Source organism: Moorena sp. (assembly GCF_982860115.1).
In genome coordinates this window covers 1-16,568 of sequence record NZ_CEYLVT010000042.1, presented here as the reverse complement: position 1 = coordinate 16,568, position 16,568 = coordinate 1, and the positions used below count along the sequence as shown (strand labels likewise).

The window sequence follows — 16,568 nt, the reverse complement described above, 5'->3', positions numbered from 1 at the left end:
TAGGAGGTTGAAGGTTACCGATGACAACCTTTACCCTTCAACCAAACCACCTACCCTACATCAGACCCCTGGGCATGAACAACCAAACAACATTCAACATTCAACTTTCAACGGAGATCTAGCTTTAACCTTGGCCTATTGGCCACGCTACGCGAACAACTTTCAACTTTCAACTTTCAACTTTCAACGGAGATCTACCTTCAACGGAGAACTGTTGAGTTACTGATTTGGTAAAATCCGTCCAATTGTGCGGTTTTCTGGTCGAAAGGTTGCCTGAGCTACCCGCTGAATGTCTGCTGCACTCACTGCCTCTATATCTTCTATTTCCTTGAATAAGTTACGCCAATCACCTGTTTTGACCTCATAGGTTGCCAAATTTCTGGCCATACCCATATTGGAATCAAGCGATCGCAATAAGCTAGCCCTTGCCTGAGTTTTTACCCGTTCCAATTCTTGGGGTGAAACTGGTTCAGTTTTGAGCTTTTCAATGTCTTCTGCCAATGCACTTGCCACCTCTTCCACCGTGTGTCCTGGTGAAGTGAGGGCATAGAACAACATTAAATTAGGATATTTATCACCAGGAAAGCCACTAAACCCTGCCGCCGATAGGGCTACTTGTTTCCCTTCTACCAGAGACTTATATAGGCGAGAGGTTCGACCATCACTCAGCAAATTGCCCATAATTTCATAAACCACATGGTCAGGATGGGTAATCCCTGGTCGATGGTATCCTTCCAAGTACCAGGGTTGGGAGGGTAATTTCAAGGTAACTTCCTTGGTTTCGGACTGTGGTGGTTCTACCGTAGTGACTTTAGGAATTTCCCTTTGATGGTTGTAGCGTCCAAAGTAGACTTTAGCTAGCCGTTTCACCTGCTTTGGATCCACATCTCCCGCAATAGCTACAGTTAAGTTATTCGGACTATAGTAAGTGTCAAAAAACTCCTGAACATCTTGGCGAGTAAGATTGCGAATGTCTTTGTTGTAGCCAATCACCGGACGCCGATAAGGGTGCTTGGTATAGGCAGTATCCAAGAACGACTCAATCATTTGACCGATCGGAGAGTTATCAGTGCGCAGACGACGCTCTTCGAGGATTACCTGTTGTTCCTTATAAAATTCTCGAAATACTGGCTCAAGGAAGCGTTCCGACTCTAGGGACATCCACAGCTCTAATTTGTTCGATGGCAAGCTGTAGAAGTACACCGTATAATCCGTAGACGTTGCGGCATTCAAGCCCACGCCTCCTAATTGCTCAATAATCTGACCCAACTCATTCTGCTGGACATACTTAGCCGCCTCAGCTTCGACTTGGGCAAACTCTTCCTTTAACTTAGCCACCTCTGCCTCATTCCCAGTGGCTTGATATTCTTTAATTTGTGTCTTCAACTCGTCCAACTTGTCTAGCAGAATTTTTTCTGCCTCATAGTTGGTAGTACCAATCCGGGTGGTACCTTTAAACGCTAAATGTTCTAAGAAGTGAGCCACACCGGTTTTGCCATCCGGTTCATCCACACCACCTACATCGGCATAGGTAAGAAGGGAAACTACTGGTGCTTCGTGGTTTTCCAGGACAATGAACTTCATGCCATTATCCAGGGTAAACTCCGTTACCCGTTCGATCACCCGGTCTAGATAGGGTTGGATTGAGGTTGAAGGTGATGCTGGGGTTTCACTACGGGCTAATGCAATAGTCGAGAATGTTCCCCAGATTAGGATTGCCGCCCCCAGATAAGGTATAATTAATAGGGACTTGGTATATCCTGTCTTGAATAAGCACCGAAGTGGTCTTAATTGATCAGCAACACGCTGGAGAAACACGACCAATCCATTCTGTTTAGTCATACAAGGGTGGCAATAACGAACTTACAGAACTCTCCCACAACGCCCACCGCTTTCTAGGGTGGGATGTAGTGGTACCGCCTAGAGGCGGCGTGAGGTTAACAACTAATAAGCTAGCGTCTCTTCATCAAGTGTTTGACACTCCCCGCCGAAGTAAGAACGGGGATTCTTAGTTCTACGACACGCCTTGAAATTAGCTATCCAGCAAAGGCAATATTCAAGCCAAATACCCGTTCAATCAGCAACCAAGCATCAAGCCTAACTTAACTAATCCCAGTGGGCTTATCTCCCTAAGCGCTAGGTACTAGGAGTGTCTAATATAACTGTTTCTCCCTTCCCTCGTTCCCGTGTGCCCCACGGTACGTTATATATTTTGAATTTGCTACTTTACTGGTTTTCGGTATCCGTTAAGACCCATGCGTTTTAGCGGTGCGACCCGTGGCGAATTAAATTCGCCGAACGCGCCCCGCGTCTCCTACGGAGAACGGAAAGCGCACCGGCGAGGTTTTTCGCGCCTCGTGTACTAGCATCGCAAAACGCTCGTTATTGAATCAGGTAGTACCGACGAATCCTACCTGTGCGCTTTCTACACACTTATTGTATTATAAACCTTTGCCTTGACAAATTCCGGAAAAGTCGCCCGCTTATGGGCACCTCAAGTAGCATGGCCAAACGCGCCCCGCGTGGCCAATAGGCCAAGGCCAGCTTGAAACCCAAATTTTTGGTCACAATCAAGGCATGATTACCATCACCTACTACTAGAAACTCAAGCCAACTCTGTCTCAAATTTGACAATTATGGGGTGAAGTGTTGGACAATTTGGATAATAGCGCTACAAGTTTCATTTTGACACCCATGGGAATAATCAATCAGCCAACTCAGTCAGAGACAGAGACCAGGCAACGTATCCTGACAGCAGCACGACGTTTGTTTGCCAGTCGAGGTTATAACGGGACAACCACCAGGGAGTTAGCCAGTACTGCTGGGGTCGCTGAAGGTACCCTATTTCGTCATTTTGAAAACAAAAAGGCCATCCTGATTGAAGTCGCCACCCAGGGTTGGGTAGACATTCTCACCGATTTGCTCACGGAACTCAGTGAAATGGGCAGCTATAAAGCAGTAGCACAGATGATGCGGCGGCGAATGATGCGTATGGGTGAGAATGCGGATCTGATGCGAGTATGCTTTATGGAAGCCCAATTCCACCCAGAATTGCGCGATCGCATTCAGTCAGAAGTGATTATTAAAATGACGGATGTGGCTGAAGCCTTTTTTGAAACCGCCATTGAGCGAGGCATTTATCGCCCTATGAACCCCAAGATTTTGGCTCAGGTGTTCTTGGGCATGTTTGCTGTTGCTGGTTTCAGCCACAATACCATCCTCGATTCAGATGCCTCCCCCAAAGAGATTCAAGAAATGGCAGAAGGCATTGCTGATATTTTCCTCAACGGAGTGTTGGTGAAGGAATAGAGCAGGAATCCGAGGAAAATCGCAAATTGAAAATGCCAATTAACAATTAACAATCAACAAATTACCAATTACTAACTAAATCTCGTGCTTGTTTAGTCCATCGTGCCACCTGATCAACACCAGGACAAAGGTCTCGGCGCTTCATGGTTGCTACCTGTAGGCGTAAAATATTTTGGTGCAAGCGGTGAGGGGGAGTCTGAGCTAGTTGGGTTAAAGAGCATATTCCTGCATGTAACACTAGTCCACAATATTGGCAGCCAATGCTAGGGATACGAGCTAAATCGGCTAGGGCGACCCATTTATTGACGTACTGAGTCTTAACCTTTAACTGGTTAGCTAGCGCTTGTTTAGCTTGGCCAGTGCTTGCCTTGTCGAGCAACTGCCTAGTGGTGGTAATGCCCAATTCTTTTAGTTTTGATTGATCTTGAATACTTAATCCGGGCAACTGCTCAATTGACCAGTCGCTGACTTGGGTAGTTCTCGGATGAATTTTGGATTTAGTAGACATCTAGACTACCGGGAAATGATGTTTCTAGATTAATCCAGCCTACACCGAACCGCAACAGGGTAATCATACCTGATAGCAGTTCTCTATTGGATGAGATACCGCGCTGCATCCCTTGGACTTTTCCAAAAGGTTCCTTGTTGGTTAACAGTTACTTAACACTCAATGCTCAACCTTCAACAAACCACCATACATCACTATCCGGATCTCGGTTCGCTGGAAATGAATACTGGCTTAGTGTCAAAACCGGCCAGATCACATTTGTGCTTCCAAGAAATCTAATGCAACATATATGGACTTCTGTGGATAAGCTTGGTAAAGCTTTACTAGGGGATATGTGGAGAAGTGTATACTTGAGCCTTCAGGATGCGATCGCTCTGCTTGTAATCCTCTACATTCCTAGTTTAATCGGGCAGTTAATTCTCTCCAACAGCTTCTTAGATTTTAGTGTTTGTATGGAGAGTGCCATTGGTGTCCAATTTTATGCGAGCTTAATCATCGGTGCCGCTAATTTTTTGGTCTGGATCCTGATTCCTGGTCGCATAATTGGTCGTTTGTGGGCACATTTCAATAATTTTTAGTTTATAAAGTCTTATTGTTATAGCTGTTTTTAATCGGGGAAGTTCCTTTTTTTGTTGGTTTTAGAATGAAGTTAAGCCGTAACAAAATTTCTTTGGAGCAGGAAGCCAAAGCTGGGTTAAATTCCTTACTCCAGCAAACGGCTCAAGTGGGTAGTTTTTTTTTCGTCTTGCTGTTACTTAGTCTTGGTAATCCTTCAGGATTAGTCGTCAGTTTGAGTTTTTTGTGGGGAATTGGTTTTGTGGCTTGGCAAGAAAATCAGCGACTGACTGGCAACGCCAAAAGGCAAAAGAGAACAGGCAAAAGGTAATAGGAAAAGGAAATTTCTTTCCCTAATCTCAACCTAACTCGAAGCTCCTGAGTTCTGGATAACCTTGGGTATGTCAACTGACGAAACTTAGTTTAAAAACGCTCGATAGACTCAAATTCCTTTGTTTTTCCGGCATTTGCTGCCTCTCCACAAGTTCGGGGTGTCGGAAATACCTTGCCTGGATTGGCTAAACCCTTGGGATTGAATACCTGATTAACCCATTTCATCGTTTCCAAGTCCGTATACGTGAACATATCTGGCATAAAGCAGTTCTTATCCGCACCAATACCATGTTCCCCAGATATACTCCCCCCTGCTTTCACACAGAGTTTGAGGATTTCGCCACCAACATGTTCTACCTCTTCTAATGCCCCAGGCACCTTTTCATCGTACAAGATTAGGGGGTGTAGATTTCCATCACCCGCGTGGAATACGTTGGCTATTTTGTACCCATATTTCTCGCTTAATGCCTCAATCTCGCTCAAAACACCCGCTAACTCAGTGCGAGGAATCACCCCATCTTGAACGAAATAGTTAGGGCTGATCTTCCCTGCGGCAGCAAAAGCCGCTTTGCGACCTTTCCATAATTTCAGGCGGGTTTCTTCGTCACTAGCCGTGGTGATATTTCTTGCCCCATTCTCTTTACACAGTTGGGCAACCCGCTGTTTATTAGTGTCCACTTCTACCTTTAAGCCATCGAGTTCTACCAGCAATATGGCTCCAGCATCCCTCGGATAACAACCTGTTGCCACTACGTCTTCTACGGCATTGATGCTGAGATTATCCATCATTTCCATACCCGCAGGAATGATCCCAGCACCAATAATGTCAGTAACTGCAGTACCAGCAGTTTCAATGCTAGTAAAGTCCGCTAGGAGGACACAAATTGATTCTGGTCTCTTGAGGATGCGCAGGGTAATTTCTGTAGCGATCCCCAAGGTGCCTTCGGAACCAACAAATAAGCCCGTTAGGTCGTAACCAGGCATTTCTTGAACTGATCCCCCTACATCCACGATTGAACCGTCAGGAAGAACCAATTTTAACCCCATGACGTGATTAGTGGTCACGCCATATTTTAAGCAATGGACACCACCAGAGTTCTCAGCTACATTGCCACCAATGGAACAAATAATTTGACTGGAGGGATCAGGGGCATAATAGAAACCCGCACCACTTACCGCTTGGGTCACCCAGTTGTTGATTAAGCCTGGTTGTACTACGATTCGCTGATTTTCCAGGTCAATGTCCAGGATCCCCTTCATTAGGGCAGTGACAATCAACACACCATCTTCTATAGGTAGAGCACCACCGGATAATCCGGTGCCAGCACCCCGTGCCACCCAAGGGATAGAATAGCGATCGCATATCTTAAGCACCTCTGAGACTTGTTCGGTAGTGCGTGGTAGCACTACTACCGCTGGTCGTTGGCGATAGCTGGCCAGACCATCACATTCATAGGTCAGCAATTCTTCACGACGTTGAACCACACCATTTTTGCCTACTATCGCAACAAATTTCTTAATGATTGGGGTCCAGTCAGTCTTATGATTCGTCATATTTCAATAGCGATAGAATAATGTGAACTACCTGACGTTGAAGACTTTCTAGTTTAAGGTGTGTGAACTACCTGACGTTGAAGACTTTCTAGTTTAAGGTGGTCGGGAATCACGCTTTGCTAATCCCGTCAGCCGATTTTGATCAAATTTCTCAAAAAGGTATTAATTATGAAGTATAACGTTTAATGTCTCCTATTTACCTTAATATTTACCTGGCCTGAAATGGGGTAAATAGTTTCGAGCTCAATTGCTCATACCTCCTTGCTGAGTTCTTAGCCATATACCTTCTGGTGCCTTTAACCTACCGGAAGCTAGGGGGGGGGAACTTATAACCCCTTCGGCGTATAGTCTACATACTTTAGTTAGAGTTTACCATTCCCAAATAATAGAGTTTACCATTCCCAAATAATTTTAATTTTGTAGTTGTGGATTCCTGCTTTTCTTTCTTAACCCTTCATAAATCTGTCCCTACTGGTCAAGATACCTTGGCTGGTGGTATATCTCAAGTCACTATACGTGCTGCTCAATCTGAGGATATTAGCACCTTAGCAGATATTCTTGCAGATAGCTTTCACCCTCAAAAAGGGCTCATCAGCTGGGTTCACCCTCTATTAAGACTGGGTATTTACGAAGATTTGCGCCACAGACTGCGATCTAGTTTACCCCATTACCTGTGTTTAGTCGCCGTCACTACCGTTCCCGGTTCTGCTGGTACCAGTCAGCTGCTAGCTGGTACTGTAGAGCTAACACTCCGTTCTCGCTATTGTTGGCCAAAGCCCAACTGCCAACATCTTTACCTCTCCAATCTGGCTGTCAGAAAGTCTTGTCGGCGGCAAGGAGTCGGGGAAAATTTGCTGTTTGCTTGTGAGCAAACTGCCCTAGAATGGGGCTTCCAAGACCTCTACTTGCATGTTTTGGAAAACAATTATCAGGCCAGGCAACTTTATCTCAAGAGGGGATATGAACTGGATCGGGTAGAACCAAGCTATACCGGAGGATTGCTTAGGCTTCCCAAACGCCTGCTCTTACACAAGCAGATTAATCCTGCTAGTCTTAGTTCACAGGATCAGAGTCTGTCTCAGTAGGCTGAATTTGGTCATAATGGAGTTATCAAGCTGACGAATAACAGATAGATTTTACATTTGGTGATTTATCACATTGACAAAATAAACAAAATATTTTACAATCCTACACTTTTGCTCAGACTATCTGTAGCAGAGTATCGTTTTTGGTAACAGATCAAAAAGGGGGTTATTGATAAAGCTTTCAAGAAAATTGTTGTTTGAAGACCTCGCCAGGGTCGAAATTTAGTTGATTTGTGTTACGGTCTACTTGTAAATCCCATGAGATCTACGGTACTAAACCACAAAAGTTGCTTTATACCGATAAATTGTAGCTATTGATACCAATAATCTATAATTTAGTATCTAGTCATACAAAGTTTTGGTGTCTTGAAGCCATTTTGAGGTGTTTTTTGATAACTATAAATTTAGGTTAAACCCAAGTTTATAGTTGGAAATGGTAGTTAAACTTGACTCTCCGTTTTGTGTATTTTCAAAAACTTACAGTGTCTTGATGCAAAGCGCGAGTGGGGGAAACCACGGCAGTCGCTCATGGCGCATGGGTCTGTGTGCGGAACCTGCGTCCGCACCTGTCTTGATGCAGTCGCTCATGGGGGAAACCACGGCAGTTGCTCATGGGGGGAACCCCCGCGTGAAGGCACTGCCTCCCCTGTTCCCTTGCTGCATCGCTCTCCAGCCCCGTGGGAACCCCCGCAGGTCGGCGCTGCCTCCCCAAGACCTCTTAGGTGCGCTTTCCGCGTTAAGAATTAAATTCCCCACGGGTCGCACCTGAGGCATCGCTTCTTTAAGGAAAGCGGATCGGGGCTTTTAGCTTGGGTGCTTACCTGCTCTAAGATATTACGCCATATAGTTTGAGATGGAGAGTAAATACCAAGACTATTACCAGATAGCTTTTTACCCAAAGGAGGTGGTTGCTCACAACCAGGGTCTCGCCAATCCTCAACCCCTAAGTGGCATGAACCAGGAAAGCCTGAACCCCTGCAAGAATAAGATGAGAGACTCACAGCCATCAGAAATTCTCTCGCAATTTCGGGATAAACAATTGTTAATTGTTAATAGTAGGCGTCGCAATGGCCTAATCATATATAAACACTACCATGCAGAATTTGCAGGACCAGGTTCGGCTGTAGGAGGAATATTTGATCTTGATTGTCAGGGAGTAGTGCCAGTGGGCAATCTATCATTGATTTCTCCAGAATCAGCTGAGGAGCGACGGCGTGCTTATTTGATTCGGCGGCAATGGATTCGACTGACTAAACAAATTACAGAATATCCAAGTCCTATACAACGAACCCAACAGATTCTTGAACAGTTTGAGGGATTTGGTTTTGATGCCAACACTATTGCCCAACTGCCAGATGAAGCCTTTGCTCTGCTGGTAGGGGTTTTGCCCTATACAATCAGGAAGGTACGTAATGCCCCTCACCATGAGCATTAAGTCTGGAATCCTTTGGCTGATGCTGATCGTCTCAATTGATTAGAAAATTTTTTAATGGGTAATATCAAGTCTGGTTGAATACCCATAATTAATGGAGAGTGTTGGAAGGGTGGGGAGGGTGGGAACCCACCCCTAACCCCTCCCAGGAGGGGAATATCGGGAGATGGGAACCCACCCCTAACCCCTCCCAGGAGGGGAATATCGGGAGATGGGGGAGATTTTTATTAAGGGTAATTATCCTGACATGATATAAGAGATAATTTTGCCAAACCCCTACCTATCACCATTTACTGTTCACCATGGATTATCTTGCTGCCATCATATCAGCCTCTGTAGTTGGCGAATTAAGAAATTTCAGCTATAACAGCCCATAGCGATGCAGAGGTGCGACCCGTGGCGAATTTAATTACGGGTCAAACGCACCATTACGGTCTTGGGGAGGCAGCGCTGACCTGCGGGGGTTCCCACGGGGCTGGAGAGCGATGCAGAGGTACGACCCGTGGCGAATTTAATTCGCCTACGGAAAGCGTACCATTACGGTCTTGGGGAGGCAGTGGGGTCTTGGGGGTTTCCCCCATGAGCGACTGCCGTGGTTCCCCCATGAGCAACTGCCGTGGTTTCCCCCATGAGCGACTGCATCAAGACAGGTGCGGACGCAGGTTCCGCACACAGAACCATGCGCCATGAGCAACTGGCATGGTTCCCCCCATGAGCGACTGCATCAAGACATGGAATTGTCGGTATTTAGCTAATTGGTTACTATGAATGATTTTGACATACTTAAAAAAACTATCGATCGCCTAAGAAGCGAACGAGATGATCTCAAGAAAGAACTAGATACCTACCGAAGTTATCTGGATAAGCGCTCTACAGATATCAGAGCTTTAATTTATACAGAATTACAACTATTTTCACCCAAAATAGCTGAGGAACTCAGGAAGGAATTCAGAACACAATTTCACCTAGTGATTGGCTTGTTGGTTTTCACTACCCTATTGACCACAGTCAGTGGTTTTGTAGTTATGTCTAGTCTTGTTGATAGTTCGGTAAAAGCACATATCAAAGACCAACAAAAACAACTTGATAAACTCAACAAACGTATAAATAACTCTCTATTTGATAACCGAGTTGATCTGCAAGTTCTTCAGCAACAAACTCAAACTATCAAAACCCAAACTCAAGATTATCAAAAACAAGCTCACTATCTAAATAGTAAGGTGGAAAGCTTAGATATCAACGCTTCTAGTATAGAGAAAAAACTTAATGCTCTTATAGAATCAGACCCAGTCGCCTTGGGAGATATAGTTGAGCGGATCAATAACTTAACTCAAGATAGTAATCAGTTGATTACTATCTCTAGAAGTATCGAAGAAGTAGCTAGTTCACAGATTAAACTGGAGAGTGGAGAAATTTCTGTTAGGGAAGGTAATTTATCAAAAGGTGATGGCAGACGAAGAATATCAGGTGAGCAAAAGTTTAATACGAACTTTTCTTCCGATCCTGTGGTTTATATTGCTTTAAACGATATCGATAGTGATAATGATGAAAATCTCCGATTAAAAGTTGATGTAACTCATGTCAATCGAGAGGGGTTTCATTATGTATTGGAAACCTGGGGAGACACGCGGGTTTACAGCGCTAATGCAAGTTGGTTTGCCTATGGCAAATAAATCGGATCGATTCCAGTTTAATACTTATAATTGAATGCTGTCTGTCAAGGAAAATCGATTCAGCGCTGCATCGCTATACCCTATACCCTATTCCCTATTCCCGGCTCGCAGCGCTATAGTTTTTCCAGCAACTAATTCGGTCAGGGGAAATACTTTTGGTTATCCCCTTTCCCTTTGTCTAGCCTTAACCTGAAATCAATAGACTATTGGTTGTCTTCTGTCTTCCCCTTGCTGTTACCGGGAGAAGAATTGTATATAGCGTCTAACTGTTGGCGAGCGTCTTCAACGGTCATTGACCGCATCACTAACAGGGGTTCATTAATAGGGTTGCCACTATCATCAAGCAGTTCCGGGTGCGGTACTGACTTAGCAGGAGATGGATTGGCATTCACTTGATTCCGTCCCCATTGGGTGGGTGATTTTCCGGATGGTGAGAAACAACGCTGGGAATCAAAACTCAAACTTAATAGGTTACGAATTAAATTCCCAATCGCTAAAAATGCTAAAACAGTAAAGGCAATTAGATAAATTAGGTGTAACATCGTATTGTCCTCCCGACCGAATAGTTGGTCTTTAACTCCTTGTCTTGCTCAGGGATAAAAAACGGCTTTTTATAGGTGGTTAGTTAACCTTAACAAACGGTAGTCCACTATTTCCTCAATCATTTCCTGAATCTAGGTGCGCCAAGATTAGTCATTCCCTGAGGCCGCTGACTCGGATGCACCGGATGCCAATGATCGCCACCGGATTGCCACTCCCCAACATTCTCTCACTAATTGGTGCCATGGCATCATGGTAGAAAGTTCAACTCCTACTTGACCATCGGTAGCGTTAAAAAGCATTTTAGCTGTATTTACCTCCTGCTGGGCTTGCTTTACCCGCTTTAGTAGGTCAGATTTTTCCTCCTTGGTCAAAAAGGTGATATCTTCTGTTTCTAACAACGAAAGCGATCGCTCAAACCAGTAGTCAAAATCTACTAGTAGCGGTTCCAAGATGCTTTTAAGTAACTCCGGTGTTGATGGCTGGGGTTGATCCATGATATTAAAACGGTTTATTTTTTTATAGTCTACCTTAATTATATTTACATTTTTTTACAATTTTTGACATAACCCTTAACACTTGTGAGAGACTACTACTCTATCAAAATTGCATTGAGGGGTAAGATCAAGTGCGATTTAATACCCATCATCAAGAGGATTGATGCTCAGATGGTCAGATGGGGCAGATTGTGATCAAGGGGAATTATCTGGAGATGATCTAAAACAGACCTTGGCCAATTAGGCACCCTTGTACTATGCATCTGTGTTATCCATTAAGTACCAAAACCATTACGCCAACCCGTAACCCCTAACCCCTTGCCCTAACCCTCAACACTAAATTGACAGAGTACTACACCAGAAACATGTACTTTACCAAAAACTAGCGATGCAGCAAGGGAACAGGGGAGGCAGCGCCGCCAAAGGGGGTCCCCCCCATGAGCGACTGCCGTGGTTTCCCCCACTCGCCCTTTGTATCAAGACAAGGTTTGTATCATAGAGGGATAGCACAAAATTGGTGTTACGGTCATAGCGCGTTATTCAATTCCATAGAACAGTCACCGATGGTTAACTCAGAAGCCTCCGAACAGCCTGAAAAAATTCATTTGCCCCGTACTAGCGAATCCGAAACCCTAAAAAGGCTCCGTCATACGACCTCCCATGTGATGGCAATGGCCGTGCAGAAGCTATTTCCGAAGGCTCAGGTGACTATCGGTCCTTGGATTGAAAATGGTTTTTATTATGATTTTGATCAGCCAGAACCGTTTACTGAGCAAGACCTGAAGAAAATCCAAAAGGAAATGGTCAAAATCATTAAGCGGAAGCTTCCGGTAATTCGGGAAGAGGTGCCACGGGAAGAAGCTCAACAGCGGATCAAGGAACTGGGTGAACCCTATAAACTGGAAATTTTGGCAGATTTAGAAGACCCGATCTCGATTTACCACCTGGGGGATCAGTGGTGGGATTTGTGTGCTGGTCCCCATGTAGAAAACACTAGTGAAATCAACCCGAAGGCAATTCAATTGGAAAGTGTTGCTGGGGCTTACTGGCGAGGGGATGCGAGTAATGCTCAACTCCAGCGCATTTATGGTACAGCTTGGGAAAACCCAGAGCAACTACAGGAATATAAGCGCCGTAAGCAAGAAGCCCTGAAACGGGATCACCGTAAGCTGGGTAAGGAACTGGGACTGTTTATTTTTTCTGACCCGGTTGGACCAGGATTACCCCTGTGGACCCCGAAAGGAACAGTTTTGCGTACCCTTTTGGAAGATTTCCTCAAGCAAGAACAGGTTAAACGAGGTTATCTACCAGTGGTGACACCCCATATTGGTCGAGTGGACTTGTTTAAGGTATCCGGTCACTGGCAGAACTATAAAGAGGATATGTTCCCGATGATGGCTGAGGATGAGGAAGCAGCAGCCGCAGAACAAGGGTTTGTCCTAAAGCCGATGAATTGCCCCTTCCATATCCAAATTTATAAGAGTGAATTGCGCTCCTACCGGGAATTGCCCATGCGCTTGGCAGAATTTGGTACAGTATATCGCTATGAGCAATCTGGGGAACTGGGGGGGTTAACCAGGGTGCGCGGTTTCACGGTGGATGATTCTCACCTATTTGTGATGCCGGATCAGTTGGATCAGGAATTCATCAGTGTGGTGGATTTAATCCTGTCAGTGTTCAAAAGTCTGCAACTGAAGAACTTTAAAGCACGGTTGAGTTTCCGTGACCCGGCCTCGGATAAGTATATTGGTTCCGATCAGGCTTGGGAAAAAGCCCAAGGAGCAATTCGCCGTGCTGTGGATACCTTGGGCATGGAATCCTTTGAAGCACCAGGGGAAGCGGCATTTTACGGTCCTAAACTGGACTTTATCTTCCGGGATATCCTGGACAGGGAATGGCAGTTAGGAACAGTACAGGTGGATTACAACTTGCCAGAACGATTTGATTTGGAGTATGTGGCAGAAGATGGCACTCGCCAACGCCCGATTATGATTCACCGTGCCCCCTTTGGGTCTATCGAGCGGCTAACTGGGATATTGATTGAACAGTATGGGGGAGACTTCCCCTTCTGGTTAGCACCTGTACAAGCACGATTGTTGCCAGTTGGGGACGCACAGTTGCCTTTTGCTCAGGAAGTGGCAGCAAAAATGCGATCGCATGGCATTCGAGCAGAAGTCGATACCAGTGGGGAAAGGCTCGGTAAAGCAATTCGTAATGCCGAAAAGGCTAAAATCCCGGTGATGAGTGTGATTGGTGCCAAGGAAGTCGAAGCAAACAGTTTGAATATTCGTACCCGTGCCGCTGGGGAATTAGGAATGATGCCCATAGACCTGGTTGTAGAAAAGATGGAGCAGGCAAATCGGAATCGGGAGAATTTTTAGACTCTCAAGGTAGTAGGGAGTAGCGATGCACCGAGTTTTGACTCGGTGCATCTTTTTGTTGTCAATCTATAACGAGGGAGATGCATTGCTTCTGCCTTATGCCTTGCTGTCAGGCATTTTTAATGCCTAACAGCTGATCACCACAGGTATGGCAGAGCCTATATTTTTAGCAATTTTTCGCTTTATAGAATTCCTATAACTATTTACATTAAGTTTTGTTAAGCGACTCAACACTTTTGGTTCTCCATCCTCCCCATCTTCCCTCTTTTATCCCGATCTTAAGTCTTTTCCAACTTTTAAGTCAGTGCTATTCCAGTTAAGAAGCTGCTTCCCAAAAGATGATCATGTGGAATTCACGGATATTATCTATTTAAAATTGTTAAATTTCCGCTGAAATTTCAGTAATTATATCTAGGCAACAGCAGGTTAAATCAGGAAATTATAAATAGGGTATTTATTTCGGTTGTAAACAAAAAAACGCAGTAAAAGAAAAAATACAATAGGCAAAAGGCAATAGGGTAAAGAGATAAGGAGTTTTATTTGACAATAAAAAAAATCTCATGTGTTTACATCTCATTTATAAAGGCTAGATTAGGAGAATAACAAAAGTTTAACTAGACGAGTTAAAACCAGCTGAAAATCAGGGTGCGTTCGCGTAGCGGCTCGTACCGAGCATCGCTTTGCACACAAAATAGCACTAATTAACGAAAAAGCTGTGTTCTCACTCGGGAGATTTACTGACTAACTATGGCGGGTTTTCACTTGGCCTTTAGCACAACCAATTGGGCACACACCATGGGGTTATATAGTTAATTTGTGTTTCAGTTTATTTGTGTTTGACTCCCTATCCTTTGAGTAATCTCTCGATAGCGGATTTCTCTATAAAAACGTGTTTAGTTTAATTTCTCAATTCTCATTATTCATCGCGGCCAGTCATGAAATCTTTATTGAACTATCTCCAAGGGATCGCACCCGATGTGGGTTCAAAAAGCCTACCCCATCCTCTAGGGAAAATTTTTCCTTGCCAGTTTCCTGGCCAGACACTGATTGGCAGTGTGATGATAGTCAGTGCGATCGCAGGTTACGCGACTCCAGTATGGGCTGATTCCCAACTCCAGTTGGTAAAAGTTGCTAATGATGCTGATGGTAATATCGTTACAGAAGTGCCATCAGGACAAGAATTTATCTACACCATCCGCGTCTCCTGTAGTGGAGATGATGACTGCGAGGATGTGGTGATTACTGACCAACTCCCTCCTGAGATTGATTGGTCTTCTAACAATGTCAGCATCCTTCCTGGACGTCCTGCTACTGTCAGCTATGACGAGGATACAGGATTGGCTACCGTTGAGTATAATTCACCGATTCCAGCCGGTTCCCCGGTAAACTTGGAGATTCGAGTCCAGTTTCCCTCCGGTACGACTGTAGACAATACATCAGCCATTAACCTAGCTGAAGGGACAAGTTCTAATGCCGGGAATCCCACCTCCAATGCTCTAACGGTTACCTCTGATGTGGATTCAAACGCTGCGTTAAACAAGTGGACATTCGAGAAAAATCGAGGGATACTAAGTTTTTAGATATTGAAGCCATTAGTTGCTCCTTCTCCCCATTAATTGTAGCTGTTAATACTAAGAATTTAGGCTCTCCTAGACTGATTATAGTAAATGAGTAGTTTAAATGGGCTTAAAACCTTAACTAGCAAGGGATTCAGTAAACTAAAAATCAATTTTTCTAAAAATTGCATTTTTAAATTAATCAAAGCCTTACTTATTAAGGGTTATAGCGATTATTTTATACTAATTTGTCATAACCACCCTAGGAGAGCCAGAATTTATAACTTAGTCTTTGTATAAGAATTGCTCACCGCGGCTCTTTCCTGCTAGTGGAATTTCCGGGGAGTTTTGTCGAGGATTCGGGAAGTTTTGTCGAGGATTCGGGAAGTTTTCTTGCTCGTTACGAAGTTCTTTTAAAAGCTCATCATGTTGCTGATCGTTGATACCCAGTTCATACCGGATCGGAAAGAGATCCCCGAAACTACTAGAGAAATTCACATGTCCAGCTTGGATCGCTTCTTTTAGCACCCCTTTGTATACCCTCAAGCAGTTGTATACCCTCAAGCAGTATTGTTGGTTAGCACCTGTTAGGGTTTTAGCCAGGATGTGTAATTCCTGAGATTTGAGATCATCCACCGAACGACCTTCCAGAAATTCCGGGAAGTCCAAGGATAGCTTCTTCAGTTGACGGCGCAACTTGTCTGCCAAACTCTCCTGGATATATTGGTAAAAACTACGACCCCAAGTTTGATAAAGCCATAAGCTGCTCACCAGAATTACTACACTCTGAAACAGGAATTGCACTAGAACAGGGAAGCGATTAATTTCGGGACGACCCCCGTAGATGAAGAAGAAGTTAAACGCAATAAAGGTACAAATGGAAAAGACTTGGTGCAATACCTGCTCGCGATTGAGAGATTGGTTTTTTCGCCACAGAGCAGCTTTGTATAGCTTCTCTAGCTTGGTACAAATTACACAACTGAGCGCCACGAAGACAACGAAGGTAAGAGGAGTTGCCACCAGTTTAGGAATCGCAATTGGGTGATTCATGATGTAAAACCCTGGCTTGAAAAGCGCACCTAACTGATTCTCTTCATGGGTCCAAGCCCCAGACAGGTAATAATCGAAGTTTCCTGCATACAACC

General features: G+C 44.5%; 14 protein-coding genes and 1 pseudogene. 9 read left to right on the top strand and 6 right to left on the bottom strand.

Annotation, left to right across the window (positions count from 1 at the left end):
• A partial coding sequence (locus tag AC4II3_RS09895; RefSeq protein ID WP_488010980.1) for a hypothetical protein occupies positions 1-226 on the top strand: 226 nt, incomplete at its 5' end.
• Here the strand turns inward: AC4II3_RS09895 and AC4II3_RS09890 are convergent.
• A complete protein-coding gene (locus AC4II3_RS09890) occupies positions 220-1,842 on the bottom strand; it encodes a M16 family metallopeptidase (protein ID WP_488029197.1) in 1,623 nt (540 codons plus the stop codon). The genes AC4II3_RS09895 and AC4II3_RS09890 overlap by 7 nt on opposite strands.
• A gap of 852 nt (positions 1,843-2,694) precedes the next feature.
• Here AC4II3_RS09890 and AC4II3_RS09885 point away from each other — a divergent pair.
• Positions 2,695-3,309, top strand: a complete 615-nt coding sequence (locus tag AC4II3_RS09885) for a TetR/AcrR family transcriptional regulator (RefSeq protein WP_070396818.1) — start codon at positions 2,695-2,697, stop codon at positions 3,307-3,309.
• A 61-nt stretch (positions 3,310-3,370) separates the two neighbouring features.
• Here the strand turns inward: AC4II3_RS09885 and AC4II3_RS09880 are convergent, their stop codons facing one another.
• Positions 3,371-3,817 (bottom strand): DUF4332 domain-containing protein, encoded by a 447-nt coding sequence (locus AC4II3_RS09880; RefSeq protein ID WP_488015196.1) that lies wholly within the window; start codon positions 3,815-3,817, stop codon positions 3,371-3,373.
• A gap of 278 nt (positions 3,818-4,095) precedes the next feature.
• Between AC4II3_RS09880 and AC4II3_RS09875 the strand changes: the two genes are divergently transcribed.
• Both AC4II3_RS09875 and AC4II3_RS09870 read left to right on the top strand, forming a co-directional pair.
• Positions 4,096-4,395: a hypothetical protein gene (locus AC4II3_RS09875; protein ID WP_488015198.1), complete on the top strand. Its 300-nt coding sequence runs from the start codon at positions 4,096-4,098 to the stop codon at positions 4,393-4,395.
• 65 nt (positions 4,396-4,460) lie between these two features.
• Complete coding sequence (locus tag AC4II3_RS09870) at positions 4,461-4,703, top strand: hypothetical protein (RefSeq protein WP_488015200.1); 243 nt, start codon at positions 4,461-4,463, stop codon at positions 4,701-4,703.
• Positions 4,704-4,795: 92 nt separating this feature from the next.
• On the opposite strand, the gene glcD is transcribed toward AC4II3_RS09870, so the two are convergent.
• Positions 4,796-6,259: a glycolate oxidase subunit GlcD gene (gene glcD, locus AC4II3_RS09865; protein ID WP_488015202.1), complete on the bottom strand. Its 1,464-nt coding sequence runs from the start codon at positions 6,257-6,259 to the stop codon at positions 4,796-4,798.
• A gap of 425 nt (positions 6,260-6,684) precedes the next feature.
• Between glcD and AC4II3_RS09860 the strand changes: the two genes are divergently transcribed.
• The 3 genes from AC4II3_RS09860 to AC4II3_RS09850 all read left to right on the top strand — a co-directional run bounded on the left by AC4II3_RS09860 (position 6,685) and on the right by AC4II3_RS09850 (position 10,449).
• Positions 6,685-7,344 carry a GNAT family N-acetyltransferase gene (locus AC4II3_RS09860; RefSeq protein WP_488015204.1) on the top strand — a complete coding sequence of 220 codons (660 nt, stop codon included), beginning with the start codon at positions 6,685-6,687 and terminating at the stop codon, positions 7,342-7,344.
• Between the two features lie 853 nt (positions 7,345-8,197).
• Positions 8,198-8,779 carry a hypothetical protein gene (locus AC4II3_RS09855; RefSeq protein WP_488015206.1) on the top strand — a complete coding sequence of 194 codons (582 nt, stop codon included), beginning with the start codon at positions 8,198-8,200 and terminating at the stop codon, positions 8,777-8,779.
• 761 nt (positions 8,780-9,540) lie between these two features.
• The gene (locus AC4II3_RS09850) at positions 9,541-10,449 is read left to right on the top strand and encodes an H-type lectin domain-containing protein (protein ID WP_488015485.1); all 909 of its coding nucleotides are present in this window, start codon (positions 9,541-9,543) and stop codon (positions 10,447-10,449) included.
• 203 nt (positions 10,450-10,652) lie between these two features.
• Here the strand turns inward: AC4II3_RS09850 and AC4II3_RS09845 are convergent, their stop codons facing one another.
• Positions 10,653-10,991 (bottom strand): DUF2973 domain-containing protein, encoded by a 339-nt coding sequence (locus tag AC4II3_RS09845; protein ID WP_488015483.1) that lies wholly within the window; start codon positions 10,989-10,991, stop codon positions 10,653-10,655.
• Positions 10,992-11,138: 147 nt separating this feature from the next.
• Complete coding sequence (locus tag AC4II3_RS09840) at positions 11,139-11,486, bottom strand: DUF2605 domain-containing protein (protein WP_488015481.1); 348 nt, start codon at positions 11,484-11,486, stop codon at positions 11,139-11,141.
• Between the two features lie 563 nt (positions 11,487-12,049).
• Between AC4II3_RS09840 and thrS the strand changes: the two genes are divergently transcribed.
• Positions 12,050-13,867 (top strand): threonine--tRNA ligase, encoded by a 1,818-nt coding sequence (gene thrS, locus AC4II3_RS09835; RefSeq protein WP_488015487.1) that lies wholly within the window; start codon positions 12,050-12,052, stop codon positions 13,865-13,867.
• Between the two features lie 935 nt (positions 13,868-14,802).
• Positions 14,803-15,447, top strand: coding sequence for a hypothetical protein (locus AC4II3_RS09830; protein ID WP_488015479.1), 645 nt, complete (start codon positions 14,803-14,805; stop codon positions 15,445-15,447).
• 261 nt (positions 15,448-15,708) lie between these two features.
• On the opposite strand, the pseudogene AC4II3_RS09825 reads toward AC4II3_RS09830, so the two are convergent.
• Positions 15,709-16,568 (bottom strand): annotated as a pseudogene (locus tag AC4II3_RS09825) (calcium-binding protein); the annotation flags it as partial.